We start from the raw sequence: 24,897 nt of genomic DNA on the forward strand, positions 1-24,897 counted from the left end.
CGTGTTGGGATGGAATGATGGATGGATCAGGCGGCCAGCGCCGGCCGCGTGCCCCGCCGTGCGCCGGCCACGGCCGCCGCCGCCCCCAGCAGCAGGGCGAGGAAGCCGGTGAAGGCAGCGAGCGATGCCCCGCGGGCCGAGGCATCGGCGGCCTTCCGGGCATCTTCCTCGGCTTCCTTCAGCGCCTCGGTCGCCTGCTGCTCGACCTGCTGGACGCGCGTCTCAGCCTCCTGCTGGCTGATGCCGAACTCCGCCGCGGCGAGCCGGGTCAGTCGCTCGCGGTCCGCCGGGGCAAGCTGGCCCCCGGTGACGCGGCGGGTGACGAGCCGGCCCATCTCGGCCTTGCGCTGGTCGGAGGTCAGCTGCGCCGGGTCGCCGCCGGTGTTCAGCGCATCCTGGGCCCGCCGCAGGACAGACTGAGCCGCCGATTGCAGGACGCCGGTATCGGTCCGGTCAGACACCTCGCGCCCTGCGGCCGAGGCCGCCGAGCCGACGCCGCTGGCCAGCCCGCCGGCGAGGCCGGAAGCCCCGCGCGCCGCGGAGGAGGCCAGGCCGACAGCGGCATTGCCCAGCAGGGCGACGGAGAGCAGCGCGCAGGCGCCCCACACCGCCATTCCGTGCAAGGTTCCGTCCGTGACGTCGGCGGTGCCGGAGAGGCGTGCCGCGACATAGCCGCCGATGCCGAGCGCCATCAGGTTGGCGACCAGGATCCAGACCGCCGCGCCGATGCCGAGGCTGGATGCATCGGGCGTCGAGCGCGCAGTAGCGTCGATGGTCGTGGCGCCGATCCCGAGGCCGAGGAGGTTGAGCGTCAACCCGATGGCGAGCGCGACGACGACGCCGGCGAGCACGGCACCCCAGGAAACGCGGCGAGGGAGGAGCGTCCCTCCCTCCGCGGCAACGGGGCGCGCAAGACCACGCGGTCCGGCCGCCTGGCCGGAACTGCTGAATGACATGCAGGGAACTCCGATCGAAACTGCGCCTGCCCGAGCGGTCGGGCGGCGGGGAGGCGGCGGCAACCGCGCCGCGGGCTCCAGCGCCGCCCCGCGGGCCCTACCGCGTGACGTCGCGGACGGTGTCCTTCGCCTTGCCGGCGCCGCTCTGCACCTTGCCCTCGACCTTCTCGGCGACACCCTCGGCCTGGGTGGCAGCGTCGCCGGTGACCTTGCCGATCGCTTCCTTCACCGAGCCCTTCACCTGCTTCGCGGTGCCGGCAATACGATCCTTGTCCATGTGAACCCTCCCTGTTGTTCGTGCCCAGACGGCACCTTGACCCGAGGCGGCTATTCTGCCCGGGGCCGGTCCATAACCTGATCGAACCGGCGAGGTTCCGTTTGGCACCGCACGATTTTGGGTGCCGAAGCGCAGCGACAACGGAAGCAGATGCATCAATCGATTAGGGCATCTGCACTATTTCGGCTGTTTTCCGCGGCCGGGTTGGGGCGTGGCTCCGGTAACCCCCTGCTCCCGCGCCCAGACGACGAGGGCGGCCCGGCTATGCACATCGGTTCGGGCATAGAGCGCATTGACGTGGTTGCGCACGGTGGCCAGGGACAGGCCAAGGCGCCGGGCGATGGCGTGGTTGTCGAGCCCTTCGCAGACCAGCCCGAGCACCTCGCGGCGGCGCCCAGAGATGTCGGCGATGTCGCCACCGGACTTCGTGCCGGGACGGCCCGACTGGCGCAGGCGCGCAAGGGCCTGCAGCATGGTGTAGTGGAACCAAGACGTGTCCTGCATGACCGCTTCGAGGGCGGCGACGACATCCGCCTCGGTGCGCCGCTGCTCGGTGATGTCGAGGAAGGCCAGCAGGGCATGCGGCCGGTCCTGGATGCCGACGGTTTCGGCCGAGACCAGGCAATCCATCGCCTCGCCCTCCCGCGGACGGAGCCGTGCGGCGAAGGCCTGGACCGTGCCGGTTTCGGCGAGCAGGCGCTCGAATTCCTGCTGTGCCGACTGGTCTTCCCATAGGCGCAGCTCCGCCGCGACGCGGCCGAGCATCTCGGCCTCGGCATGGCCGAAGGCCTGCCGGAAGGCGTCGTTGACCAGCACGAAACGCAACCCGTCATCCTCGGCCTCGGTGATCGCCATGGGCACAGGCGCGAGGCGGAACGCCTTGGCGAAGCGCTCCTCGCTCTGGCGCAGCAGCGTCTCCGCCCGTCGCCGCGGCTCGAGATCGGCGAAGGTGAAGAGCATGCAGGCCGCATCGCCCACGTCGATCGGCTGGCCAGCGACGATGACGAGCTTGGCGCTGCCATCGGCGAGGCGCAGCGAGGCCTCCATCTGCGGGACCGTCCGGCCCTCGCGCAGCCGCTCGACCGCGAGTTCGCGCCGGTCCGCGCCGTCGAGCACGTCGAGCTCGTAGAGCGGGCGGCCGATGACGTCCTCGCGGGTGTAGCCGGTGAGTTCGAGGAAGCCGGCATTCACCTTCACATAGCGGAGGTCGGCGAGGCGCAGGATCGTTGCCGGCGCGGGGTTCGCGCCAAAGGTACGCTCGAAGCGTTCCTCGGCATCGTACCGCTCCGTCTCGTCGCTGAGGATGAGCGCGAGGCAGTCGGGACGGCCATCGGCATCGGTAAGGGCCAGGCTGCGGATGCGGTGCGTCCGGAGCGGCTCCGCGCTGCCCGCCGGCGCGACCTGCACGACCACCTCGTCGAAGGCCTCGCCGGACAGGATGCGCTCCATCGGATAGGCCCCTTCAGGCAGGCGGTGCTGGTTCCGGTAGCGCAGCTCGAAGCGCGTCCGGTACTCCGAGACCGTGCGGCCGAGATCCTCGATGCGGTTGATGCCGTGCATCTCGAGGCTGCGCGGGTTGGCCCAGGCGATGGTCTGGTCCGGTTCGATGAGGATGACGCCTTCGGTCAGTGCGGTGACGAGCTGCTGCAATTGCCGGTGGTCCGCCTGGTGCCGGGCGGGGAACAATGTCTCGTCTCCTTGATCCGTCATCGGGAACCCTCGTTCGTGCGGCCGCTACGGCCGTGGCACGAAAGGGGCGACGGCCGCCCCGGGTTCCGGGGGCGCCGGCATCGCCGGTCAGGCCGTGCCGGCGAACCAGGCGGCGACGGCGGCAACCGAGGGCAGCACCAGCGTGCCGGCCGGCACCTTCGCCACCTCGGCGGCATCCTCGCTCGCCAGGATGCGCGTCCCGATGCCGGCGGCGAGCGCCGCCTGCATGTCGCTCGCCTTGTCGCCCAGCATGAGCGAGGCGCCGAGCGCGATGCCATGCGCCGTCGCCGCGTCCAGCAGCATGCCCGGCCCCGGCTTCCGCCGAGGCGTCTCGCGCCTGTAGCGACCGATGCCGTGCTGCGGATGGTCGGGGCAGTATTCCACGGCGTGGAGCGGCACGCCCTCATGGGCGAAGCGCTCGCCCATCCAGCGCATCAGCGCGTGGAAGTCGTCCTCGGTGTAGAGCCCCCGCCCGATGCCCGACTGGTTGGTGACAACCACCAGCAGCAGCCCCCGCGCCGCCGCCTGCCGGCAGAGCACGAAGATGCCGGGGACGAACGCCACCTGGTCCGGCCGGTGCACATAGCCATGGTCGATGTTGACGATGCCGTCCCGGTCGAGGAAGAGCGCCCGCCGCACGCGTTACGTTGGTCCGAGGAGGTCGGTGACGGTTCCGTCCTGGGCGATGCGTCCTGCGTCGAGGCGGATGACGCGGGTGCACCACTCGCGGACGATGTTCATGTCGTGGGAGGCGAGGACCAGGATCTCGGCCTTGGTGATGAGGTCCTCGAGCTTGGCCCGCGCGCGCTGCATGAAGTCGGCGTCGCCGGCGAGGAACCACTCGTCCATCAGCAGCACCTCGGGGTCCATCACGGTGGCCATGGCGAAGGACAGCCGGACCGACATCCCGGCCGAGTAGGTGCGCACCGGCACGTCGAGAAACTCGGCGAGGCCCGAGAAGGCGCCGACCTCCTCGGCCAGGGCCGTGCTTTCCGCCTCGCCCAGGCCGCGGAACAGGCCGCGGAGCACGATGTTCTCCCGCCCCGTCGCATGCGGGTCCATCCCCGCCGCCGGGTCGATCAGCGCGCCGATGCTGCCCGCCACCTCGAGCCGGCCGCCGACCGGCTCGTAGACCCCGGCCAGCGTCCTGAGCAGGGTGGTCTTGCCGGCGCCGTTGTGGCCGATGAGCGCCACCCGCTCGCCGGGGCCGATGCGGAAGCTCAGCTCGCGCAGCGCCGAGACCACGACGCGGCTGGCCTCGTCCTGGCGCAGCCGGAGCGGCGAGTTGGCGAGGATGCGCTTCTTCAGCGAGCGCGCACCCAGGTGGTAGAGCGGGAACTCGATGGTCACCGCCTCGGCATGGATGTGGGGCATGCTCAGACCCAGAAGGCGATGCGGCCGCGGAAGCGGATAAAGAAGCCGAGCGCGAGCGCGGCCATGGCGGCGGTGAAGAGGCAGGCCGCGGCCCAGACGCCGGGCGAGGCGCCGCCCTCGACCAGCGGCCCGCGCACCGTCTCCATCACGACGTAGAAGGGGTTGAGCACCAGCCAGTCCGCCTTGCCGGGCCCGAGCAGCTCGGGCTTCCACAGCACCGGCGACAGGAAGAAGGCGAGCTGCATGACGCTGCCGACGATCGGGGGGATGTCGCGGAAGCGGGCACACAGCATGCCGAGGAAGAGGGCGAGCGCGCAGGCGTTGACGCCGAGCAGCACGAGCCCCGGCAGCGCCCAGAGCGCCTCCCAGCCCGGCCAAACGCCAGTGAAGAGGAAGACGGCGAGGATGATGGGCAGGCTGTGGGCGGCGATGACGGCGTTGCGCCAGACGCAGCGGAGGATGTGGACGGTATAGGGCAGCGGCAGCTGCCGGATGATGCCCTCGGCGCTGGTCAGGCTGGTGCAGGCATCGGTGACGATGGTGCTGATGGTGTTCCAGGTGATCAGGCTGACGGCAATGAAGGGCAGGTAGTCCGCCAGGCTCATCTTGAACAGCGAGGAGTAGAGCAGCCCGAGCCCCACCACCATGAAGGCGTTCGACAGCGTCAGCCAGAACGGCCCCAGCACCGAGCCGCGGTAGCGGTTGCGGATGTCGAGCGAGGCCAGCGCCATCGACAAACGCCACCGCCGAACCCCCGTCGCAATGTCCCCCAGCGCCGTCGCACGACGACGCGGAACACGGGCATCAAAAAGATAGGTGGTTTCGGCAATGGCCGCTCGGTCCAGCATGATGGGGCTATAGACTCCTCTTGATCGGGGCGCCATCGGGCTTGCATCCCGGCCCGAAACTCGTCATATCCCCCGCCGCGCCTGGGTAGCTCAGCTGGTTAGAGCACGGCACTCATAATGCCGGGGTCGCCGGTTCAAGTCCGGCCTCAGGTACCACTCCCTCGCGCTAGGCGGCCACCACGGCCGGCCGCTTGACCAGCCGCAGCGCCAGCGCCGTCACCACCGTTCCGGCCAGCAGCGCGGCCACATAGCCGCCGAGATGCGAGACCGCATTCGGGATCGGCAGCACGAAGACGCCGCCATGCGGCACCTTGAGCTCCGCCCCAACGGCCATGGAGATCGCCCCTGCCACCGCCGAGCCCGCGACCAGCGCCGGGATCACCCTGAGCGGGTCCTTCGCTGCGAAGGGGATGGCACCCTCGGAGATGAAGGCGAGGCCCAGCACCCCGGCCGCCGGCGCCGCCTCCCGCTCTTCCGGGGTGAAGCGGTTGCGGAACAGCAGGGCTGCCAGCGCCAGCCCGAGCGGCGGCACCATCCCGGCGACCATGGCGGCCGCCATCGGGCTGTAGACCTGGCTCGCCAGCAGCCCGGTCGAGAAGGCATAGGCTGCCTTGTTCACGGGACCGCCCATGTCGAAAGCCATCATCCCGCCGATGACGAGGCCGAGCACGACCGCCTGACTCCCCTGCATCCCGCGGAGGAACTCGGTCAGCCAGGCGAGCGCCGCCGCCACCGGCCCGCCGGCCACATAGATCAGCGCCAGGCCCGTGATCAGCGCCCCAAGCACCGGAAGGATGAGCACCGGCTTCAGCCCCTCCAGCGTCCGCGGCAGCCACAGCGCCCGGTTGAGCCAGGCGACCGAATAACCTGCGACGAACCCTGCCACGATCCCGCCGAGGAAACCGGCGTTGAGCTGCCCCGCGATCATCCCGCCGATCATCCCGGGCGCGATCCCCGGCCGGTCGGCGATGGAATAGGCGATGTAGCCCCCGAGCGCCGGCACCATCAGGGCAAGGGCCGCCTTGCCGCCGATCTGGAACAGCGCGCCCGCCAGCGTATCCCGGTGCGCCTCGTCGAAGGCATAGATGCCGCCCAGCGCGAAGGCGAGCGCGATCAGCAGGCCGCCCGCCACGGTGAAGGGCAGCATGAAGGAAACGCCCGTCATCAGGTGCTTGTAGGGCCCGCTGAGCGACGTCCTGCTTGCCGCCGACGCCTGTTGCGCATTGGCCTCTCCCCGGACCTCGGCCTCGGCGAAGGCGCGGCGGACCAGCGCCGGCCCATCATTGATCGCTGCCTTGGTCCCGCTGAGGAAGACCCGCTTGCCGCCGAAGCGGGAAAGGTCCACCTGCGTGTCGGCCGCGATCAGAACCAGGTCGGCCTCCGCGATCTCAGCCGGCGTCAGCGCGTTCTGCGCACCCACCGAGCCCTGGGTTTCGACGCGGATCGCATGGCCGAGGGCCTTGGCCGCCCCTTCCAGCCCCTCGGCCGCCATGAAGGTATGGGCGATGCCGGTCGGGCAGGAGGTGATGGCGGCGATCTTCTGGCCCTTCGCCCCGGCCGGCGCCGTGCCGCCCTCGAGCCGCGCCAGCACCGCGGCCGGGTCGGCCAGCACCTCGGTGATGCCGGCGCGGATGGCCTGCAGGCCGGACAAACCTTCAGGCGCCGCCGCTTCGCCGACCAGCAGCAGCCCGTCGGCCTCGGGAAAGGCGGGAAGGGGGGAGATAATGCCGCGCTCCGTCCGCACCTCGACGGTGAGGTTCCGCCCGACCTTGCGCGCCACTTGGCGCAGCGCCTCGGCGGCCAGCATGGCCTGGACGGGGCTGTCCCCCGCCTCCACCACCGCGATCGTCCCGGACATGGCTTCCTCTCCGTCCCCTACGCCACCGGCTCGGCGGCGAGCGTGGCGGTGATCGCCTCCACCGCCGCCCTTCCGGGCAATTGCGCCCCCGGCTGCTGCAATTTCGCCGCGGCGAAGCCGGTGGCCCGGCAGGCCAGCGCTGCCAGCCCCAGCCCATCGGCAAGGCCGGTGGCGATGCCGGCCACCATCGCATCGCCCGCGCCGACGCTGCTTGCAGCGATGCGAAGGGCCGGCGCCCGGACCATCAGCGCCTCGCCCGCGGTGACGAAGAGCGCGCCCTCCGCCCCGAGCGAGACCACCGCCAGCCGCACCCCGCGCGCCACCAGCCCGCGCGCCGCCTCCAGCAGCGCCGTCCGGTCCGCCAGCTTGCGCCCGGCCCAGCCTTCCAGCTCATGCCGGTTCGGCTTGATGGCATGCGGCAGCACCGGCGCATCCAGCACGGCGGCGAGCGCCGGCCCGCTGGCATCGACCACCACCCGCGCCCCCTGCTCGGTCAGCAGCCCGACGAGGTCGGCATAGGTCTCGGGCACCAGCCCCGGCGGCAGGCTGCCCGCCAGCACCGCGACCGTCCCCTTGCCGACCGCCACATGCAGCGCCGCCAGCGCCTCCTCCAGCGCCGCCGGCTCGGGCTCCGTGCCGGGGAGGTTGATGTCGGTCGTCGCCCCCGTCGCCCGGTCCAGCAGCTTGACGTTGGTCCGCGTCTCGCCCGGGATGCGCACGCAGCAATCCTTGATGCCCCGCTCGGCGAAGAGGGCGCGGTAGGGCGCGTCATTCGCCGCCCCCAGCAGCCCCGTCGCCGTGACGGGCACGCCCCAGTCGGCGAGGCAGGCCGCGACATTAACCCCCTTGCCCGCCGGGTGCCGCGTGGCGCCGCGCGCCAGGTTGACCGCGCCGGGCCGGAGCGCCTCCAGCTCGACCGTCTGGTCGATCGCCGGGTTCAGCGCGAGGGTGACGAAGGGTACGGCCATCAGGCGGCCGCCTGCGGCGCCGGCCGCGCCATCGCATCGAGTTCCGCTTCCAATTCCCGCACCTCCGCTGCCGTGCCGCAGGCGATGGCGCGCGCGGCCAGCGCCCGCAGCGCCGGCAGGGTGGCGCCGCGCAGCACCGCCTTCACCCCTGGGATGTCGCGCGGCGTCATCGAGAGTTCCGCGACGCCAAGCCCCGTGAGCAGCGCCGCGCCGAAAGCCTCGCCCGCCAGCCCGCCGCAGACGCCGACCCAGCGCCCATGCCGTGCCGCCGCCTCCACCGTCTGCGCGATCAACCGCAGCACCGCCGGGTGGAGACTGTCCGCCTCCGCCGCCAGTTCCGGGTTCTGCCGGTCGATCGCCAGCACGTACTGGGTGAGGTCATTCGTCCCGACCGAGAAGAAGTCGACATGCCGGGCCAGCGCATCGGCCTGCACCGCGGCCGCCGGCACCTCGACCATGATGCCGACAGGTACCTCCGGCGCCTCGACCTCGGCCCGGATGCGCTCGCAGGCCGCGCGCAGCGCCACCACCTCCGGCACCGAGGTCACCATCGGGAACATGATGGAAAGCGGCCCGCCCGCGGCGGCGGCACGGTAGAGGGCACGGAGCTGCGGCTCCATCAGGTCCGGCCGGCGCAGCAGCAGCCGCGCGCCGCGGACGCCGAGGAAGGGGTTGGCCTCCACCGGCAGGCGGAGATGCGGCACCTGCTTGTCGCCGCCGATATCGAGGGCACGGACGATGAGGCGCCGGCCGCCCAAGGCCTCCAGCATGGCACGGTAGGTGGCGTACTGGTCCTCCTCCCCCGGCGTGTCGCCGCGTTCGAGAAAGAGGAATTCGGTGCGCATCAGCCCCACCCCCTCGGCTCCCTGGGCGAGGGCGAAGGCGGCCTGGTCGGGCAGGTTGATGTTGGCCGCGACCTCGATGCGGTGGCCGTCCCGCGTCGCCGCCGGCTCCGCCCGTTGCGCGGCCTCGCGCACCCGCTGCTCCTGCTGGGCGGCGAGGAAGGCGCGGGCGGAGGCGAGGTCGGCTTCGCCGGGCGAGAGGTGCAGCCGGCCGGTGGCGCCGTCCAGCACCGCCTCCGTCCCCGGCTCAAGCTCCAGCAGGCCGGGCCCGCCCGCGACCAGCGCCGGCAGGCCGAGGGTGCGGGCGAGGATCGCGGTATGCGAGGTCGGCCCGCCGGTTGCCGTCGCCAGCCCGATCACGCGGCTGGGGTCGAGCCCCGCCGTATCGGAGGGGGCAAGGTCCTCGGCGACCAGGATCACCGGCCCTTCCGGCAGGTCGTGCAGCGAGCCACCGGCGAGTGCCGGGTCGATCTGCCCGAGCACCCGCCGCCCGACATCGCGCAGGTCGGCCGCCCGCCCGGGCAGCACCGGGTTGCCGAGGGCGGCGAGGCCAGCCGCCACCCGCTCCACCGCCTGGTGCCAGGACCAGGCAAGGCCATGACCCTCCACCATCAGCTGGCAGGTGGTGGTGATGAGGTCCGGGTCCTCCAGCAGCCCGGCATGGGCGCGGAAGATGGCGGCCTCGCCGGGGCCGAGGCGGCGGGCCGTGTCGTCCTCCAGCGCCTTGAGCCGGGCGCGCGTCGCGCAGATCGCCTCCTCCAGCCGTGCCCCGCCCTCGGCGAGCGGCAGCGGCGTATCCGGGATGGCGGCCTCGGCGTCGGCGAGGACATGGATGCGGCCGATGGCAAGCCCCGGGCTGGCGCCGATGCCGGCGAGCGAGATGGGCGACCCGGCCGGTTCCCAGCCACGCGCCGGCGCCGCGGCGCGCCGCGCCGCCTGCGCCGCATCGGCCTTCTCCTGCGCGCTGAGCCCGGTGATGGCCGCCCGCATCCGCGCCAGCGCCGCCGGCGTCCCGGCCGAGACGGTGACGCTGTCCCCAGCCTTCAGCCCCAGTTGCAGCAGCCCGACCAGCGCCGTGGCATCGGCTGCCTGCTCGCCATGCCTCACCTGCACGCGGCCGCCCGCGCCACGGGCCGCCTCGACCCAGCGCGTCGCCGGGCGGGCATGCAGGCCGGCCGGGTAGTCCACCACCCAGTCCCAGCGCTCGGCGAGGTCGGCGGCCGGCGCTCCCGGCGCGGCGGCACCCGGCTCGGCGGAAAGGGCGGCGATGATCGCCTCCGCGTCATCCGTGGCGAACAGGGCCTGGAGCCGCGCCGGCTCGTTCAGCAGCCGCGTCAGACGCCGGAGGATGGCGATGTGCTCGTCCGAGGCGGCGGCGATGCCGATGACGAGGTACGCCACCTGGCCGGGATTCCACTCGACGCCCTCCCGCACCTGCAGGATGGCCAGGCCGTTCCGCCGCACCAGGCCGCGGTCCGCCCCCATGCCGTGCGGGATGGCAACGCCATGGCCGAGAAAGGTGTTCGCCGTCCCCTCGCGCTGCGCCATGCTTTCGGCATAGCTGGGCTCGACGCAACCGGCGCCGGCGAGAAGCTGGGCGGCCTCGGCGATGGCAGCGGCCTTGCCCGCCGGCCGTGCGTCGAGGCGCACCAGGTCACGGCTGATCGACATGGGAGGCGCGGCTGTGGCCATGGGGGACGTTCCTGCCTTGCGTCGTTGGACATGAATGAAATCGTTCTCAGTCGGCTTGTCAAAGAAAATCGGCGGCTTTTACGCGGTTCCAGGTTGCGGCTCCGATGTCTGGAGGGCAAGCTGCAGCGACTTTGTTGAAACCGATTGCAGCGCATGACCACCAGCATCAAGGATGTCGCCCGCGCCGCCGGCGTCTCGCCCGCCACGGTTTCGCGCGCCCTGGGCAAGGGGCCGGTGAGCGAGGCGCTCCGAGCCCAGGTGCTGGAGGCGGTGCGCGCCACAGGCTACCGCCCCAACCTCGCCGCCCGCCGCCTCCGCTCGCAGGAGAGCGGGACGATCGGGCTGGTCCTCGCCGATATCGGCAACCCCTTCTTCACCGGCGTCGCCCGCGCCGTGGAGGCTGCCGCCTATGAGGCCGGCCTCCGCGTCCTGCTCTGCAACACCGACGAGGACCCGGCGCGCGAGGCCGCCTACCTTGCCCTGATGCAGGAGGAGCGGGTGGCCGGCCTGATCCTCGCCCCCACCCGCATCACCGCCGAGGGGCTGGCGGAAGCGCCGCCCGCCATGCCGGTGGTGCTGATCGACCGCCCCGGCCCGCCCGGCCTCTTCGATTCCGTCCTGCTGGACAATGCGGGGGCGAGCGCCGCGCTGGTCGACCACCTGGTGGCGCAGGGCTACCGCCGCATCGCCGGGCTGTTCGGCCAGACCAGCGGCACCGGGGTGGAGCGGGCCGAGGGCTACCGCGCGGCCATGGCCCGGCACGGGCTGGCACCGGCGCTGCGCTTCGTCCTGCCGCAGGCGGAGGCGGCGGAGACCGGCTTCGCCGCGCTTTGCCAGGAGGGGCAGCCGGAGGCGATGATCGCCAGCAATTCGCTCCTGCTGATGGGCCTGCTGCGCGCGGCCCGTGGCGCCGGCCTTCGAATCCCCACGGACCTGGCGCTCGCCGGCTTCGACAACGAGCCCTGGACCGGGCTGGTCGAACCCGGCGTCACGGTGATCGAGCAGCCGCTCGAGGCGATCGGCCGCCAGGCGATGGCGCTGCTCTTCGAGCGGCTGCGGACCCCGGCGGCACCGATCCGCAAGGTGATGCTCAGCGGCCGTGCGGTTCTGCGCGGCTCCACGGCATCAGTTCGGGCCCGGCTTCACAATTCCACGAAGACGCCGCCGCCCTCGAGCTTCACCTTGTAGGTGGCGACCGGCACCTCCGCCGGCTCGTTCAGCGCGGCGCCGGTGCGGATGTCGAAGCAGGCCTGGTGCAGCGGGCATTCCAGCTTGCCGTCCTCGCAATAGCCGTCCGACAACAGCGCATATTCATGCGTGCAGATGTCGTTGACCGCGAAGATGCCGTCCTCCAGCCGCACCACGGCGATGCAGGTATCGCCGATGCGCACCGGCAGCGGCATGTTCTCGGCCAGGTCGCCTTCCTCGGCGACGCGGTGCCATTCGGCCATGGGCGTTCAGACCTCCACCAGGATGTATTGTCCGTCGACCGAGACGGGGAAGGTCTCGGCGACGAAGGGACCTTTCGCCAGCGCCTCGCCCGGCTCGACGCTGACGGCATAGGTGCGGGCGCGGATGCTCTCCGGGTCGCAATAGCTCTGGCCGGTGCGGATGTCGAACTCCCAGCCATGCCAGGAGCAGGCGAGCATCTCCTGCGGCCGCGAATACTCGTACCGCCCCGGCTCGGACGAGCGCACGAGCCCCGTCAGCCGTCCGGCACAGAGGCTGCCCCCCTCATGCGGGCAGCGGTCGGTGAGGGCGAAATACTCGCCCGCCACATGGAAGAGCGCGATGCGCCGCCCGCGCACCTCCACCAGCTTGCGGCCGCCCGGCGGAATCTCGCCCACCGCGGCGACGACATGGCGGGCCATGCGCGTCCTCCCTCGTTGTTGTCTCGGGAGGCTAACCCGGTCAGGCCGCGCTCGCCACCCGCCGCGGCTCGGCGGGGGCATTGCCCTGCCAGACGGCCATGGCGACGTACTCCACCGGATCATGCGTGCAGAACACCGCAAGCGAGGCGTCCGGTTCGACGAGAAGACCACGCAGCCGGGCTTGGTTGGCGCGGGCGAGGCGCGAGTCCCAGGCCATGAAGCGTTCATAGGCGGCGGTGCCGGCGGGGCAGCCGGGCAGGCGCTCATGCACCTCGCGGCGGCTGAAATAGGCATCGCCCGCATGCAGCATCCAGCCGCGCGGGCCCTCGATGGCCACGCCGGCATGGCCCGCGCTGTGGCCGGGCAACGGCACCATCAGGATCTCGGGCGGCAGGCCCTCCAGCTCGGCCACCGCATCGAAGCCGAACCAGCGCTCCGTTGTACGGTCGGAGTAGAGGCGCCAGCGGGCGGTGTCGCCCCATTGCGCCGGGCGGTAGCGGATCCGGTCGAGCCAGCTGCGGCGGGCGCGGGCGGCCTTGGCTTCCGGCGCCATGACATGCACGGCGGCATTGGGGAAGTCGATCAGCCCGCCGGCATGGTCGAAGTCGAGATGCGTCATGACGATATGGCGCACGTCATGCGGCGAATGGCCGAGGCGGCGCAGGTGGCGCAGCATGGTGCGGTCCGGGTCGAGGCGGAAGCGCAGCAGCGCGGCGTTCACGGCGGGCAGCCGCAGCCAGGGCCGCGCCATGTCACGCAGGCCGAGGCCGGTATCGACCAGCACCAGCCCGTGCCGGTCGGTCTCGATGGCGAGGCAATGGCAGCTCAGCCGGCCGATGGCGCCCGGGCTGATCCCGTCCATGAGGGCGCCGCCCAGGGGGCGGGCCGGGCCGCAATCGAGGTGGTGGATGCGCATGCCGTGTCCTCCTGTGCGAAGGAACGGCAGGGAGGCGGCGCGGGTTGCGTTCGAGGAAACAAATTAGTTCGAATCCGGAGCGATCATGGCGCGAGCGCGCCGCGCGGCACCACCGAGACGGCCTGCGCCACGGCCTCCAGCACCGCCTCGCGCGCCGTGCGGGCGGGCGCCCGGGGCCGCGACGGGCTGGAGGGCCAGCGGCTTGCTCCACAGCCGCAGCACGGCGCGCAGCGAGACGAGGCGCACCGGCGCCTCCCGCGCGTGGCCGTGTGTGGCGCGGTGCAGGTCAACGAAGCCCCCGGCGGATCGCCTCGGCCGGTCCGGGGGCGTCCGCAGGAAAGGACACCTCCAGGCTGTGCCCTTGGTCGTCAATTCGTCCGATCTTCGGCATGCCGAAAGCGACGCGCAGCAAAGGGCTGGCCGACTTTGAATGGCGCGGAGGCCCTTTGCCGCGGACCAGGTCTATGCGTCTTGCTGGTCCCCGCCCACCGCGTCAGTGCCCGCCGCTGCCATCCCAGCCGGACTGCGCTGGAACGGCACCTCAATCTGGCAAACGAGCCCAGTCCGTGCCCAGGTGAGCGACAGGGCGCCGCCGAGTTGCCCGCGTACCGTGCTTTCCAGCACCCGAGAGCCGAAGCCGCGCCGCGACGGCGGTCCAGCGAGCGGCGGCCCGCCCGCCTCTGCCCAGCACAGTCGCAGCGTGCCGTCCTCGACGCGCCAGGATACCGAGACACGTCCATCGGGAATGGACAAGGCGCCGTGCTTGGCTGCGTTTGTCGCCAGCTCGTGCACCGCCATCGCCAGGGGCTGCGCCGTGCCGGGCGGCAGCACCACCGGCGGGCCGTCCAGGTCCGCACATTGGCCCGCCAGGAAGGGTGCGAGTTCGCCCCGCAGCATTGCATACAAGGCGGCGCCATCCCAACGCGCCTCGGCCAGCAATGTCTGCGTCCGGGCCAGCGCCGCAACGCGGCCCTCCACCGCCCGCGCGAAGGTGGGCACGTCGTTAGCCCGCGTCAGCCGCAGCATCGCTTGCACCACAGCGAGTGCGTTTTTGGAGCGGTGGTCCACTTCCCGCGCCAGCAAAGCCTGGCGCTCCTCGATCGCCTTCCGCTCCCGCAGGTCGCGGAAGATCCCCGCAACGCCGATGACGCGTCCGTCTGGTGCGAGCATCCGTGACGCAGTGACGGCGACCGGAATGCGCTCGCCCGACTTTGTCACGCGCACGGTCTCGTGCTCGTGGACGCGCACCCCGTCCATGGCGCGGCGGAACACTCCGGTTGCGTCCCCCTTGGACAGGTCCGGTGGGACCAGCAGGCCCACTGGCCCGCCGAGCGCCTCTGCTTCCGCGTAGCCGAACAGCTCCTCGGCGCCCCTGTTCCAGGCCAGGATGTGCCCGTCCTCGGCGGCAAATGCGATGATCGCGTCCGTGGTCGAGGCGACGATGGTAGCGAGGCGGGCATTGGCCTCCTCGGCCTGCTTGCGGTCGTGGATGTCGACGGAGGCCCCGAACCACTGGGTGATTGCGCCGGTGCACGGATCGCGGACGGGTTCACCGCGAACCAGGAACCAGCGATAGGTGCCGTCCTTCGAGCGAATGCGGTGCTCGACGAGGAAGGTCTGACCAGTCTGCTGTGCCTCGTCGAACGCAGCCATCGTGCTGTCCCGGTCGTCCGGGTGGACGAAGCCCTCTGCAACTTCGGACGCGGTCGTTGGCTGGCGGGCACCACCAGTGTAGTTGAACCACTGTTCGTTGAAGAACTCATTGCGTCCCTTGTCATCGATAATCCAGAGGATCTGCGGCACAGCGTTGGCCATCAGCCGGAACCGCGCCTCGCTCTCCCGCAGCGCGGCTTCAGCGCGTGCACGCCCGACGGCGGCCCAGGTTCGTTCGGCTACCTCGCGCGTCACTGCCAGGTCGTCAGCAGACCATCGCCTGGGCTCCGGGTGGGCCAGGTAAAGGTAGGCCGTAAGCCGTCCATCCTTCGCGAGCGGGATCACAACAAAAGCGCGGAGGGAGATTGCGGCGTAGGCGGCAAGCACATCCCAGGACGAGGTCCGTGCGTCTTCCCGAACATCACACACGATAACGGCCTGACCAGCCGCCATGTCGGCCGCCATGGTCGGACCGTAGTTCTCCAGGTGATACCGCCCGGCAGGGAAGCCCGGAATGCGCCCGTCGTGGAACTCCCCCCCGGTGATGGCATATCCGTCGGCGTCGATTTCCGCGTAACCGACCTGCGCGACGTCCAGGTAGCGTCCGAGGGCCTTGGCCGCAGCCGCCATGACCGCCTTTGGTTCGGATAAGTCGCGCAGGCCTTCCTCAAGCTTGAGCCGGAAGATTTGCCGGCGGTCCGCCATGACCCTGGCCGTGATTTCCATGCAGGGGCAGAACACGCCGGCGACCCGGCCTGCCTCGTCTCGGACCGGTGTGTAGGAAAAGGCGAAGTGCGTCTCCTCCGGGTAGCCGTGCCGGTCCATGACCAGGGCGATGTCGTCCATCTGGATCGGCTCGCCGAGGTAGCAGCGGGTCATGATCGGCTCGAGGCTGTGCCAGATCTCGGACCACACCTGGTCGAAGGGCTGCCCGAGTGCCTCGGGATGCTTCAGCGCCAGGATCTCTGCATAGCCGTCGTTGTAGAGCATGGTGCGCCTGCTGCCCCAGGCGATGAACATCGGCTGGTTCGACGTAAGCATCACGGCCACCAACGTCTTGAGTGGCTGCGGCCATTTCTCCAACGGCCCGAGCGGCGAGGCCGACCAGTCGTGGGCGCGCATGCGTGCGCCCATATCGCCGCCGCCAAGGAGGAAGTCTGGTGCGTCGGTAACCGGCACGCTCTTATCACTCACCAGCATAGGTGCGGCAGTCCCGCTTACGGTTCCGCATGCCTTCCTGCCGTTTGCGCTCGTCCTCTGAGAGCCGAAGGGCGACGCGGGCCACCTCGCTAGCGCTGCGGAACCGACCTGACGCGACCTGGCTGTCAATCAACGCATCGATGCCGGGCTTGAGCAACACACTACTGCTTCTTCTGGTAAGCATCAGCTTACTCAACCATAAGGCAAGTTTGTGTCAATCTTTAACGCGTAAAGGAAACGCTGCAGCAGTAGTTAAATCGCTTGCCAACTGCTGAAATTGGCCCTGATGGTCAGGGTAGGGTGCCCAAAGCGCTCGCCGAGGAGAACCTTATGCGTCGCCGGATTGGCCAGGACATGGCAAGGCGATCCACAGCTTCGAGACTCATGTACCCAGCCATACAGTGCCTCGAGCGCTACCCGCGCACAGATCTCCTGGTGAAACGTGCCCTGCATTTGGTCACTCACTCAGCACGGCCGCTGAACTGGCATGATCTACGGCTGGCAGACAGCGGTTGCTGGATGAGAGGCGCTACGGAGTGCAATTGCCTATCTCCTTAGATGTTCATCCGGGATCGTATCGTCGAACCTGAAGGCTTATTTCGAGGTGCCAGCCGCCGCTTTTACCCGGGCCAGTTTGAAAGCCTTGCCAAGAAGGAGATACCATCGACGTCGCTCAACATGTTTTCGGTCAGACGCTAAGCTGAGGCGCTGCGCTCCCGTCCAACAAGTTGGCAATGCCAAACGTGGTTTCTGCGGCTACCGCGGAATGAATCCGGCGACTCTTGCCTGGCTGCAACATCATCCCTCCTCGGGTTGACGCCACGGCAAGGCCGCTGTCACGATCCCCGCACTCGGGAGAAAACACGCCGCACGGCCTGATGGAGGCCTCGGCATGCGCAACACCACGCTCACGCGCCGCACCCTGCTTGGGGCTGCGCTCACCCTGCCCACCTGGGATCCGGCACTTGCCCAGTCCCCTGGCGGCACGCTTCGCGTCGGCATGACGCTGGCCGCGATCCCGCTGTCGAACGGTTGTCCCGATCAGGGCGGCGAAGGCCAGCGCTTCATGGGCATCACGCTCTACAATTTCCTGGTCGAGTGGGATCTTTCGCGCGGCGATCGGCCGACACCGCTGAAGCCCGGCCTGGCCACAGCATGGCAGGCCGATCCGGCGAACCCGAAGCGCTGGTGGTTCGAGATCCGCCCGGGCGTGCGCTTCCATGACGGCAAGATCCTGACGGCGGAGGACGTCGCCTTCAGCTTCGATCGCGCCTTCCGCCGCGACGCGCCCTGGTTCGACCCGCGCGCCAATGCGCAGGTGCAGCTCCGGCTGCCGACCATCGCCGATTGGGGCGTGGAAGGGCCGGACCGCTTCTGGCTCGAGACCATCTACCCCGACAGCACCGTGCCCTATGGCGTCGGCTATATCGGCGTCACCCACAAGGGTGCCTGGGAGGCGGCGGGGAAGTCCTGGGACGCCTTCCTGAACCGCGCCGTCGGCACGGGCCCCTGGAAGCTCGAGAGCTTCGCCATTCGCGAGCGCGCCGTGCTGGTCCGCAATGCGGATCATTGGGAGGCGTCGCGCATCCCGCGCTGCGAACGCCTGGTGCTGTTGCCGCTGCCGGACGCCAACACCCGCGTCGCGGCGCTGCGCAGCGGGCAGGTGGACTTCATCGAGGCGCCGCCGCCGGATGCCATGGCCTCGCTCCGCGCCGCCGGCTTCCAGACGGTGGTGAACGAGTATCCACACAACTGGACCTGGCACTTCTCCATGCTGGAGGGCTCGCCCTGGCGCGACCTGCGCATCCGCCGCGCGGCCAACCTCGCCATCGACCGGGCGGGGATGAAGGCGATGCTCGGCGGCACCATGCTGGAAGGCGCCGGCATCGTCACGCCGGACAGCCCCTGGTACGGCACGCCCGCCTTCCGGCTCGAATACGCGCCCGACAAGGCGCGCGCCCTGCTTGCCGAGGCCGGCTACGGGCCGCGCAACCCGCTGCGGACCAAGGTCGCCATCTCGGCCGGCGGCTCGGGCCAGATGCAGCCGCTGGCAATGAACGAGGTGCTGCAACAGAACCTCAAGGATGTCGGCATCGAGGTCGATTACAAGGTGCTGGAGTGGAACGCCCTCCTCGTCATCCGGCGCGAGGGCGCGGCGAAGGCGGCGCAGCGCGGCATCACCGCGATCAACGTCTCCTACGGCGCGGGCGATCCCTTCACTGGCTTCATGCGCGTGATGAAGGCCGACATGGCGGCGCCCCTGGGCGGCAACTGGGGCAACCTCAACAACCCGGTGCTGGAGCCGCTGTTCCAGGCCGCCTTCGCCACCATGGATCCGGCGGAGCAGGACAGGATCGTCGCCCGAATCCACACCCGGGTGGTGGACGAGGCGCTGTTCCTCTTCGTCGCGCATGACCTCAATCCGCGTGCCATGAGCCGCCGGGTGAAGAACTTCGTCCAGGCGCGCAACTGGTCGCAGGACCTTACCTCCATCAGCCTGCAGTAAGGGAGAGCCATCATGCCCGAGGATCTGGAGCTCGACTTCCAGTCGGCGCTGCGCGTCGCCGGCATCACGGTGCCGGAGGACCGCACCGCCATCATGCTCGACGCCTATCGCTCCTACCGCGCCCTCGTCGCCATCCTCGACGAGCCGATGCCCTATGCCGAGGAGCCCGCCGCCGCGCCGCGCCTGGCCGCGAGCCCGCGCCGATGACGCCGCCGCCCGTCCCGAGCCTCGCCGAGGCCTCCACCGCCATCGCCGCCGGCACCCTCTCGCCGGTCGCGCTCTGCGAGCAGGCCCTGGCCCGCATCGCCGCGATCGACCCGGCGCTCGACGTCTTCATCACCCTGACGGCCGACCGCGCCCGCGCCGCCGCGGCGCAGGCGGAGGCTGAGATCAAGGCCGGCCGCCGCCGCGGCCCGCTGCACGGCATCCCCTATGCGCTGAAGGACATCTACGACGTCGCCGGGCTGCCGACGACGGCGCATTCCCGCGTGCTGGTCGGCCGCAACGCGCCGGTCGAGGACAGCGATGCCGCAGCAAGGCTGGAAGCCGCCGGCATGGTGCTGCTCGGCAAGGTGGCGACGCATGAATTCGCCCGCGGCGGCGTGCGTGACGATGACCTGCCTTTCCCGCGCGCCAAGAACCCGTGGAACCCCGCCCATTTCGCTGGCGGCTCCTCCTCCGGCTCCGGCGCCGGCGTCGCCTCGGGGATGATGGCGCTGGCCATGGGGTCCGATACCGGCGGCTCCATCCGCCTGCCGGCCGCCTTCTCCGGCTGCGTCGGGCTGAAGCCGACCTATGGCCGGCTCAGCCGCCGCGGCGTCGTGCCGCTTTCCTTCGGCATGGACCATACCGGGCCGCTGACCCGCACCGTCGAGGATTGCGCGCTCGCCCTGCAGGTGCTCGCGGGCCACGACCCGGCCGATCCGGGTTCCGCCGATGTCCCGGTCGGCGACTACCTCACCCATCTCCGCGACGGCGTGCGCGGCCTGCGCCTCGGCTATGCCCGGGCCTATGGCATCGAGGGCGGCATCGACGCCGAGATGCAGGCGGCGACCGATGCGGCGGTCGAGGTGCTGCGCGGCCTCGGCGCCGAGGTGGTCGAGGTGGCGCTGCCGCCGCTCCGCCGCTTCGAGGCCGCGGCCTGGACCATCATCCATGCCGAAAGCTTCGCCATCCACCAGCAGGATCTCCGCACCCGCCCCGAGGCCTATGGCCGCACCACGCGGGAGCGCATCATGCTCGGCGCCTTCGTCACCGGCCCGCACTACGTCCAGGCCCAGCGCTTGCGCCACGCCCTGACGCGGGAGGTGGACGCGCTGTTCGGCGAGGTGGATGCAATCCTTTCAGCCCCGGCCCATGGCGCCGCGCCTCTTGCCGCTGAATCGGATGACGGCCCCTGGCGCCGCGCCCAGCCGATCACCGCGGCTTTCAACGTCACCGGCCACCCGGCGCTCTGCCTGCCGGCCGGCATCGCGGCGAACGGGCTGCCGCTCTCCCTGCAGATCGCCGGCCGCGCCTTCGCCGAGGCCGAGGTGCTGCGCATCGGCCATGCTTTCGAGCAGGCGACGGAATGGCACACGCGCCGACCGCCGGAGGCTTATGCGTGAGCGAGGACCTCTGCTTCCTCACCATTGCCGAGGCCGCCCGGGGCATCGCCGCGCGCGACCTCTCGCCCGTGGAGCTGACCGAGGCCTATCTGGCGCGCATCGCCGCGCAGGACGGCGTGCTGCGGAGCTTTGTCCGCGTCACGCCGGAGGCGGCGCTCGCCGCCGCGCGCCAAGCCGAGGCGGAAATCATGGTGGGCGGCCCGCGCGGCCCGCTGCACGGCATTCCCTTCGCGCTGAAGGACATCTTTGACAGCGCCGGCCTGCCGACCACCGGGCATTCGGCCCGCTGCCTCGACAACGTCGCCGCCGAGGATGCGGAGGCGACGGCACGGCTGAAGGCGGCCGGCGCCGTCCCGCTCGGCAAGCTGGCGACGCATGAATTCGCCACGGGCGGCCCATCCTGGGACCTGCCTTTTCCGCCCGCCCGCAACCCCTGGGACCTGACGCGCTTCCCTGGCGGCTCCTCCTCCGGCTCCGGCGTGGCCGTCGCTGCCGGCCTCGTTCCCGGCGCCATGGGCTCCGATACCGGCGGCTCCATCCGCCTGCCCGCCGCCTTCTGCGGCACCGCCGGACGCAAGCCGAGCTTTGGCCGCGTCAGCAAGCGCGGCGTGCTGCCGCTCTCCTACACCCTCGACAATGCCGGGCCGCTGGCCTGGACGGTGGAGGACTGCGCCATCCTGCTGCAAGCCATCGCCGGGCATGACCCGCGCGACCCGGCCAGCGCCAATGTCCCGGTGTCGGATTACCGCGCCGAACTCCATGCCGGCATCAAGGGAATGCGGATCGGCCTCGTTCGCCACTGGTACGAGGCCGACCGTCGCGCCAGCGACCCCACCATCGCCGCCATGGATGCGGCGGTGGAAGTGCTGCATGGGCTCGGCGCCGAGGTGCGGGAGGTGACGCTTCACCCCCTCGCCGCCTACCAGGCCACCATGCGCGTCATCGGCGCCGCCGAGAGCTTCGCCATCCATGCCGACTGGCTGCGCAGCCGCCCGGGGGATTACGGCGAGGTCTTCCGCTACCGCATCCTGCCCGGCGCCCTCGTCACCGGCCCGGACTACGTCCAGGCCCAGCGCTTCCAGCGTATCCTTGCCGCGGAGATGCGGGCTGTGCTCGGCGAGGTCGATGCCCTGCTCACCGCCACCACCTGGGGCGAGGCGCCGGTCATGGCGGAGATGCGGGCCGAGGCCAATTTCGCCGCCCCGCCGCTCACCAACCCCTGGAACGTGGCGCAGCTGCCCTGCCTCGCCCTCTGCTGCGGCTTCGGGCCGGGCGGGCTGCCACTCTCGCTGCAATTCGCCACGCGGCCCTTCGCCGAGGCGCTGCTGCTGCGGATCGGCCAGGCCTACGAGGCAGCGACGCCTTGGCGGGCCCGCCGCCCCGCCATCCCGGCCGAGGCGCCGCCGGAGCATCCGGTGAGCCAGGCCGCCCCCCGTCCCGAGCCCGACTGGGCCGCCGTCATCGCGGCGCTCGCCGCGCGGGCCAGCATCGCCCCCGATGCGGCGCAGGCTGCCCAGCTCGCCGAGGCCATGCCGCATCTCGATGCCATGATCGCCACCCTGCCGCGCGACCTGCCCTTCGGCGCCGAGCCGGCCAACAGCACCGTCCTGGAGTGAGCGCGATGCTCCCGCTGACCATTGCCGAGGCCGCGCGCCGCATCGCCGCGCGCGACCTCTCCCCGGTCGAGCTGACCCGGGCGATGCTGGCCCGGATCGAGGCCCTTGACTCGCAACTCCACGCCTATATCCGCACAACCCCCGACCTCGCCCTGCGCCAGGCCCGCGCGGCGGAGGCGGAGATCGCCGCCGGCCGCCGTCGCGGCCCCATGCACGGCATTCCCATCGCGCTGAAGGACATCTTCTCGACCGCCGGCATCCCGACAACCGGCCATTCCCGCACTGCGATCGACCATGTCCCGGCCGAGGACGCGCATACCGTCGCCCGGCTCCAGGACGCCGGCAGCGTGCTGCTCGGCAAGCTGGCGACGCATGAATTCGCTCATGGCGGGCCGAGCTTCGACCTGCCTTGGCCGCCTGCGCGCAATCCTTGGAATACGGCACATGTCACCGGCGGCTCCTCCTCCGGCTCCGGAGCCGCCGTCGCGGCCGGGCTCGCCCTCGGGGCGATGGGCTCGGATACCGGCGGCTCCATCCGCAACCCGGCGGCGCTCTGCGGCATCGCCGGCCTCAAGCCGACCTATGGGCTGCTCAGCCGCCGCGGCGTCTGGACCAACTCCTTCAGCTACGACCATGCCGGCCCCATGGCCTGGACCGTCGAGGATTGCGCGCTGATGCTCGGCGTGCTCGCTGGCCATGACCCGCTCGACCCCGCCAGCGCCGATCGCCCCGTGCCCGACTACCAGGCGGCGTTGGCCGGCGATATCCGCGGCCTCCGCATCGGCGTCCTCCGCGACCTTTACGAGTGCGACGTGCCCGTCCCCGCCGTCGTCCGGGAGGCGATGGAAGCGGCGCTCCAGGTGCTGCGCGGCCTCGGCGCCATGCTGGAGGATGTCACCATCCGCCCTGCCGCCGACTACTATGCCGTGAAGGTGCTGACGGCCGAGGCCGAACTCTACGCCGTGCATGAGCAGGGCTTGCGCGAGCGGCCGGGCAAGTTCGGCGAGGACTTCCTCGGCCGCTCGCTTGCCGCCATCCTGATCCGCGCCGAGGACACCATCCAGGCGCAGCGCGAGCGCCGCGTCATGCTGGCGGAGTTTGCGCCGCTCTACCGTCGCTACGATGCGCTGGTGACGGCCGGCCCCGGGCCCGCCCCACGATTCGAGAGCTGGCGCACCATCCATTTCTGGCAGAAGGGCTCGCTGACCACCCCGTTCAACGTCAGCGGCGGCCCGGCCCTGGCGCAGTGCATCGGCTTCATGCCGGAGGGGCTGCCGCTGTCCATGCAGGTGGTCGGCCGGCCCTTCGACGACGCCACCGTGCTGCGCATCGGCCATGCCTATGAGCAGGCGACGTCCTGGCGCGCGCGCCGTCCTGCCCTCACCCCCGGCGCCATGCCGCCGCCCCTGCCTACGGTGCCGGACCCGACCCCGGCCGAGATCGGCCCGGCCGAGCGCGATCGGATAGCGGTTGTCGCCCGCCGTGCCGGCCTCCGCCTGAATGAACGGCAGTTCGAACTGCTGTGCGCCGCCGCTCCCTATGTGGAACAGATGGCCGGTCGGTTGCGCCGGCCGCGGCTCTTCACCGATGAGCCGGCAAGCATCTTCCGCTTCGGAGCTTCCTGAGTTCAGGACGTCGTCCAGAACCGCCGTGGAGGGCGGGATAATCCCAGATGATCCCGCAGCGTGCGCCCACGATAGGCTCGGCGGTATACCCCACGGCGCTGTAGCTCGGGCACGACACCGTCGACGAAATCGTCAAAGCCGGCAGGAAAGAAGGGAGGCAGGATGTTGAAGCCGTCTGCGGCGCCGCTCAGGAACCATTCCTCCAGCGTGTCAGCGATGCTGGCTGCGGTTCCGCAAATTACCCAATGGCCGCGCGCCGCGGCGGTGAGGTTGTACAGGTCCCGAAGGGTCATGCCTTCCCGTCGCGCCTTGGCCAGCATGGTGCGTGCAAAGCCGTGGGAGGTGTCGGGCAGAGGCAAGTCTGGCACTGGACCGTCCATCGGATAAGCCGACATGTCCTGGCCAAGACGATTGGAGAGCATGGCCATCGAGTTGGTGGAGGTCACGAAGCTCTGCAGGTGATCCAGTGTCTCCAAGGCTTCATCCTGCGTTCGGCCGAGCACGGGCATGACGCCGGGCAGCACCGCCACCTCCTCTGGCCGGCGGCCATGGCGCGGAAGCCTCTCCTTCAGGGCAGCATAGGCGGCGCGCGCCTCCTGCAGGTCCTGCACGACGGAGAAGACGACATCGGCGCTGCGCGCCGCCATCTCCTGCCCCGGCTCCGAGGCGCCGGCCTGCAGGATCACCGGTTGCCCCTGCGGGCAGCGGCCGATGTTGAGCGGCCCCTCGACCTCGAAGAACCGGCCCTTGTGGTGCAGTTTATGGACCTTCGCCGGGTCGATGTACTGGCCGGTGGCGCGGTCGGCGAGGATGGCGTCGTCCTCCCAGCAATCCCACAACCCGCGGACGACATCGATGAACTCCTCGGCAACTTCGTAGCGCTGGGCATGCGGCGGGTGCTGGCGCCCGAAATTCGTCGCGGCCTTGTCGCCGGAGGTGGTGACCGCATTCCAGGCGGCGCGCCCGCCGCTGAGATGATCGAGGGAGGCGAACCACCGCGCCACGGTGTAGGGATCGGCATAGGTCGTGGAGGCGGTCGCGCCGAGCCCGATATGGGTGGTGGTCGCGGCCAGGGCCGCGAGCATGGTGATCGGCTCGAACCGTGCCGTGAAGGATGGATGGGCATTGGGGTCGGCGCTCAGGCCGTCGCCCAGGAACAGCAGATCGAACAACCCGCGCTCTGCGGTGCGGGCGATCTGCTGGATGACGGATAGGCTTTGGAAGCTGTCCGCAGCACCGGGCCTGCGCCAGCCAGCCACATGGTTGCCGGTGCCTAGGACGAATACCCCGAGATGCATCTGGCGCTGCTGGCCCATATGGCCCCCCTTCCGACATGCGCTGCGACCCTGCGCATGATGCGCCAGCCGGAAGGTTAGCG

General features: G+C 70.8%; 21 protein-coding genes and 1 tRNA gene. 7 read left to right on the forward strand and 15 right to left on the reverse strand.

All coding sequences use genetic code 11. The features are described from left to right. Nucleotides 1–26 precede the first annotated feature (26 nt). From LH62_RS10730 to LH62_RS10755, 6 genes are all read right to left on the reverse strand, one after another. Entirely contained in the window at nt 27–956 is a 930-nt protein-coding gene (locus LH62_RS10730; protein ID WP_236552528.1) for a hypothetical protein, read from the reverse strand. A gap of 97 nt (nt 957–1,053) precedes the next feature. Beyond that, complete coding sequence (locus tag LH62_RS10735; protein ID WP_043361196.1) at nt 1,054–1,233, reverse strand: CsbD family protein; 180 nt, start codon at nt 1,231–1,233, stop codon at nt 1,054–1,056. A 177-nt stretch (nt 1,234–1,410) separates the two neighbouring features. Further along, a complete protein-coding gene (locus LH62_RS10740) occupies nt 1,411–2,943 on the reverse strand; it encodes a helix-turn-helix transcriptional regulator (protein ID WP_052214129.1) in 1,533 nt (510 codons plus the stop codon). 87 nt (nt 2,944–3,030) lie between these two features. Next, the gene (locus LH62_RS10745; protein WP_043361199.1) at nt 3,031–3,582 is read right to left on the reverse strand and encodes a D-glycero-beta-D-manno-heptose 1,7-bisphosphate 7-phosphatase; all 552 of its coding nucleotides are present in this window, start codon (nt 3,580–3,582) and stop codon (nt 3,031–3,033) included. Between the two features lie 3 nt (nt 3,583–3,585). Beyond that, entirely contained in the window at nt 3,586–4,317 is a 732-nt protein-coding gene (locus LH62_RS10750; protein ID WP_043358395.1) for an ABC transporter ATP-binding protein, read from the reverse strand. A gap of 2 nt (nt 4,318–4,319) precedes the next feature. After that, nucleotides 4,320–5,165 carry an ABC transporter permease gene (locus tag LH62_RS10755; RefSeq protein WP_043361202.1) on the reverse strand — a complete coding sequence of 282 codons (846 nt, stop codon included), beginning with the start codon at nt 5,163–5,165 and terminating at the stop codon, nt 4,320–4,322. 79 nt (nt 5,166–5,244) lie between these two features. On the opposite strand from LH62_RS10755, the gene LH62_RS10760 reads away from it, so the two are divergent. Then, a tRNA-Met gene (locus LH62_RS10760) sits at nt 5,245–5,321 on the forward strand. Between the two features lie 10 nt (nt 5,322–5,331). Here LH62_RS10760 and LH62_RS10765 read toward each other — a convergent pair. The 3 genes from LH62_RS10765 to ptsP are packed head-to-tail and all read right to left on the reverse strand — an operon-like array spanning nt 5,332 to nt 10,525. After that, a complete protein-coding gene (locus LH62_RS10765) occupies nt 5,332–7,023 on the reverse strand; it encodes a PTS fructose transporter subunit IIC (RefSeq protein WP_043361204.1) in 1,692 nt (563 codons plus the stop codon). A gap of 17 nt (nt 7,024–7,040) precedes the next feature. Next, nucleotides 7,041–7,991, reverse strand: coding sequence for a 1-phosphofructokinase family hexose kinase (locus LH62_RS10770; RefSeq protein ID WP_043361207.1), 951 nt, complete (start codon nt 7,989–7,991; stop codon nt 7,041–7,043). Further along, nucleotides 7,991–10,525: a phosphoenolpyruvate--protein phosphotransferase gene (gene ptsP, locus LH62_RS10775; protein ID WP_043361209.1), complete on the reverse strand. Its 2,535-nt coding sequence runs from the start codon at nt 10,523–10,525 to the stop codon at nt 7,991–7,993. The genes LH62_RS10770 and ptsP overlap by 1 nt, the downstream gene beginning before the upstream one ends. Before the next feature lie 153 nt (nt 10,526–10,678). Between ptsP and LH62_RS10780 the strand changes: the two genes are divergently transcribed. Next, a complete protein-coding gene (locus LH62_RS10780) occupies nt 10,679–11,713 on the forward strand; it encodes a LacI family DNA-binding transcriptional regulator (RefSeq protein WP_052214131.1) in 1,035 nt (344 codons plus the stop codon). Here LH62_RS10780 and LH62_RS10785 read toward each other — a convergent pair. From LH62_RS10785 to LH62_RS32675, 5 genes are all read right to left on the reverse strand, one after another. Beyond that, nucleotides 11,668–11,976: a non-heme iron oxygenase ferredoxin subunit gene (locus tag LH62_RS10785; RefSeq protein WP_043361210.1), complete on the reverse strand. Its 309-nt coding sequence runs from the start codon at nt 11,974–11,976 to the stop codon at nt 11,668–11,670. The two genes, LH62_RS10780 and LH62_RS10785, sit on opposite strands and share 46 nt — an antisense overlap. Before the next feature lie 6 nt (nt 11,977–11,982). Further along, nucleotides 11,983–12,396: a Rieske 2Fe-2S domain-containing protein gene (locus LH62_RS10790; RefSeq protein ID WP_043361213.1), complete on the reverse strand. Its 414-nt coding sequence runs from the start codon at nt 12,394–12,396 to the stop codon at nt 11,983–11,985. A 40-nt stretch (nt 12,397–12,436) separates the two neighbouring features. After that, nucleotides 12,437–13,312: an MBL fold metallo-hydrolase gene (locus LH62_RS10795; RefSeq protein ID WP_052214133.1), complete on the reverse strand. Its 876-nt coding sequence runs from the start codon at nt 13,310–13,312 to the stop codon at nt 12,437–12,439. Between the two features lie 462 nt (nt 13,313–13,774). Further along, nucleotides 13,775–16,165: a PAS domain S-box protein gene (locus LH62_RS28240; RefSeq protein WP_052214136.1), complete on the reverse strand. Its 2,391-nt coding sequence runs from the start codon at nt 16,163–16,165 to the stop codon at nt 13,775–13,777. After that, complete coding sequence (locus LH62_RS32675) at nt 16,152–16,349, reverse strand: type II toxin-antitoxin system ParD family antitoxin (RefSeq protein ID WP_082012471.1); 198 nt, start codon at nt 16,347–16,349, stop codon at nt 16,152–16,154. Before LH62_RS32675 ends, LH62_RS28240 begins: the two co-directional genes overlap by 14 nt. 708 nt (nt 16,350–17,057) lie before the next feature. On the opposite strand from LH62_RS32675, the gene LH62_RS10805 reads away from it, so the two are divergent. From LH62_RS10805 to LH62_RS10825, 5 genes are read left to right on the forward strand one after another with little or no spacing between them, the layout of a single operon-like run. Further along, the gene (locus LH62_RS10805; protein WP_043361216.1) at nt 17,058–18,671 is read left to right on the forward strand and encodes an ABC transporter substrate-binding protein; all 1,614 of its coding nucleotides are present in this window, start codon (nt 17,058–17,060) and stop codon (nt 18,669–18,671) included. A gap of 12 nt (nt 18,672–18,683) precedes the next feature. After that, on the forward strand, nt 18,684–18,878 hold the full coding sequence (locus LH62_RS10810) for a hypothetical protein (RefSeq protein ID WP_043361218.1): 195 nt from the start codon (nt 18,684–18,686) through the stop codon (nt 18,876–18,878). Next, nucleotides 18,875–20,278, forward strand: a complete 1,404-nt coding sequence (locus tag LH62_RS10815) for an amidase (protein ID WP_043361220.1) — start codon at nt 18,875–18,877, stop codon at nt 20,276–20,278. Before LH62_RS10810 ends, LH62_RS10815 begins: the two co-directional genes overlap by 4 nt. Continuing rightward, nucleotides 20,275–21,894, forward strand: coding sequence for an amidase (locus LH62_RS10820; protein ID WP_160299813.1), 1,620 nt, complete (start codon nt 20,275–20,277; stop codon nt 21,892–21,894). The genes LH62_RS10815 and LH62_RS10820 overlap by 4 nt, the downstream gene beginning before the upstream one ends. 5 nt (nt 21,895–21,899) lie before the next feature. Continuing rightward, complete coding sequence (locus LH62_RS10825) at nt 21,900–23,519, forward strand: amidase (RefSeq protein WP_082012473.1); 1,620 nt, start codon at nt 21,900–21,902, stop codon at nt 23,517–23,519. 2 nt (nt 23,520–23,521) lie between these two features. Here the strand turns inward: LH62_RS10825 and LH62_RS10830 are convergent, their stop codons facing one another. Beyond that, nucleotides 23,522–24,835: an LLM class flavin-dependent oxidoreductase gene (locus LH62_RS10830; RefSeq protein WP_043361221.1), complete on the reverse strand. Its 1,314-nt coding sequence runs from the start codon at nt 24,833–24,835 to the stop codon at nt 23,522–23,524. Nucleotides 24,836–24,897: the final 62 nt, after the last annotated feature.

The sequence above is a fragment of the Belnapia sp. F-4-1 genome (assembly GCF_000802185.1).
In the GTDB taxonomy this organism is placed as follows: Bacteria; Pseudomonadota; Alphaproteobacteria; order Acetobacterales; family Acetobacteraceae; genus Belnapia.